This is a genomic window from Chamaesiphon sp. VAR_69_metabat_338, assembly GCF_031423935.1.
Taxonomy (GTDB): Bacteria; Cyanobacteriota; Cyanobacteriia; order Cyanobacteriales; family Chamaesiphonaceae; genus Chamaesiphon.
This window is the reverse complement of sequence record NZ_JANPGM010000212.1, coordinates 1-1,939: the sequence shown is the minus strand read 5'-3', so window position 1 is coordinate 1,939 and position 1,939 is coordinate 1. Positions and strand designations below refer to the sequence as shown.

Here is a 1,939-nt window from a genome sequence, read left to right as displayed (position 1 = left end):
CGTCTGGTTGTCGAAGATAAAATTATCACTTTTTATCGGCTAGATAATGGCGTAAGGTTATCGCCTTTAGAGGAGTTAAATATTGCCCTACAACAGCAGATCGAACAAACCGGAGCAGAAGCGCAGCGCGCAGATCGTGAGTCGCAACGCGCTGAAGCAGCAGCGCAACGCGCTGAAGTAGAAGCCCAACGCGCTGAAGCAGAATCTCAACGCGCTGAAGCAGAATCTCAACGCGCTGAAGCAGAATCTCAACGTGCAGATCGAGAGACGCAACGATCGCAAGAGCTAGAAGCACAGCTAGAATTATATCGGCAGCAATTGGGCGAATTACCACCAAGTTAGTATTAAGTTGCTAACGATAGAAGTATTAGTTGCTTAGAGAATTTTTGCTGGAATTGCTCTCTCGATCGATATCAACTAGAGTTCTGAAGATAAACAATCGAGTAAATAAATTTTTCATACTTAAAGTATCCAAAACAATCCACCAAGATACTAGGATCTAATCGGTGTAAATCCTGTCACTAACCATTTGAGTAAACATGAACCAAGATCGCGACGCAATTTTAGCCACTATTCCATCGCCTTGCTTCGTACTAGAAGAAGAACTGCTAGCCCGAAATCTCGCCATATTCGATCGAGTCCAAGCCGCAGTTCCGATTCGGATCATGCTCGCGCTCAAAGGCTACGCACTGTTTCATAGCTTCCCGCAGATTCGTACCACCCTCAAGGGGGCTTCGGCTAGCTCGCTGTGGGAAGCCAGATTAGCCGCAGAAGAATTTGGTACCGAGGTGCATGTTTATTCGCCAGCTTATCGGGATGAAGATGTACCGGAGATTCTACCCCTCGCATCCCACATGACCTTTAATTCGATCGGTCAGTGGGAGCGATTTCGCGATCGGGTTGCCGCCCATACGCCTAACAAACCTTCGGCAGGACTGCGGATCAATCCCGAGTATTCACCAGTCCAAACCGCGCTCTACAATCCCTGTCAGCCCTCGACTCGGTTGGGAGTTTCCGCCGCATATTTGGGAGATAGTTTACCGGCAGGAATAGACGGATTTTTATCGCATAATTTATGCGAGAGCGATTCATTTGCTTTGGAAAAAACGATCGCGAATATCGAGCGATTATTTGGCAAGTTTTTACCACAACTCAAATGGTTGAATTTTGGTGGCGGCCATTTGATGACCCGCAAAGATTACGATGTCGAACATGCGATCGCGGTGCTCAATGCTTTCCACGATCGCCATCCGCACATTCAATTATGGATGGAACCAGGTTCGGCGATCGTCTGGGAAACCGGATTTTTGACCGGCAAAATCTTGGATCTAATTCCGACAGATGAAGTGGTAAATGTAATGTTAGACCTATCATTTACCGCCCACATGCCCGACTGTCTCGAAATGCCTTATAAGCCCGTAATTCGCGGCGCACGAGAGCCAGAAGCTGGCGATACTCGTTATCGGATGGGCGGCTCTAGTTGTCTGGCTGGTGACTTTTTAGGCGATTATGCGTTCGATCGCAACTTAGCCATCGGCGATCGACTGATCTTTGAAGATATGATGCACTATACAATGGTCAAATCTTCGATGTTTAATGGTGTCATGCATCCCGCGATCGGCCATATCGATAAAGAAAATAACTTCACGCTCTGGCGAGAATTTGGGTACGAGGATTATCGATCGAGATTGGGTTAATTCACCTGGTGCAGCAGTTTCAATATTCTATTGCTTAGTTCAGATCCAGGGTACCCACGAGGGGCACCCCTACACAATTAACCTGTAGGGGTGCCCCTCGTGGCAGTGGTGTCAACTTAAACATTATGACTCACCCCAAATCAGAGTAGAAAGAGCATCTCGCTCTCGATGTCTGGTGCGTTCAGACTTGAGGACACCTAAAATTTTAGCGTTAGTGCTCAAGTATTCAACGACATCAGCAT

General features: G+C 47.2%; 1 protein-coding gene and 1 pseudogene. Both read left to right on the top strand.

Annotation, left to right across the window (positions count from 1 at the left end; translation table 11 throughout):
• Positions 1-342, top strand: a pseudogene (locus tag RMO84_RS06260) (hypothetical protein); the annotation flags it as partial.
• Between the two features lie 197 nt (positions 343-539).
• The gene (gene nspC / locus RMO84_RS06255) at positions 540-1,697 is read left to right on the top strand and encodes a carboxynorspermidine decarboxylase (protein WP_310487613.1); all 1,158 of its coding nucleotides are present in this window, start codon (positions 540-542) and stop codon (positions 1,695-1,697) included.
• The last annotated feature ends 242 nt before the right edge of the window (positions 1,698-1,939 follow it).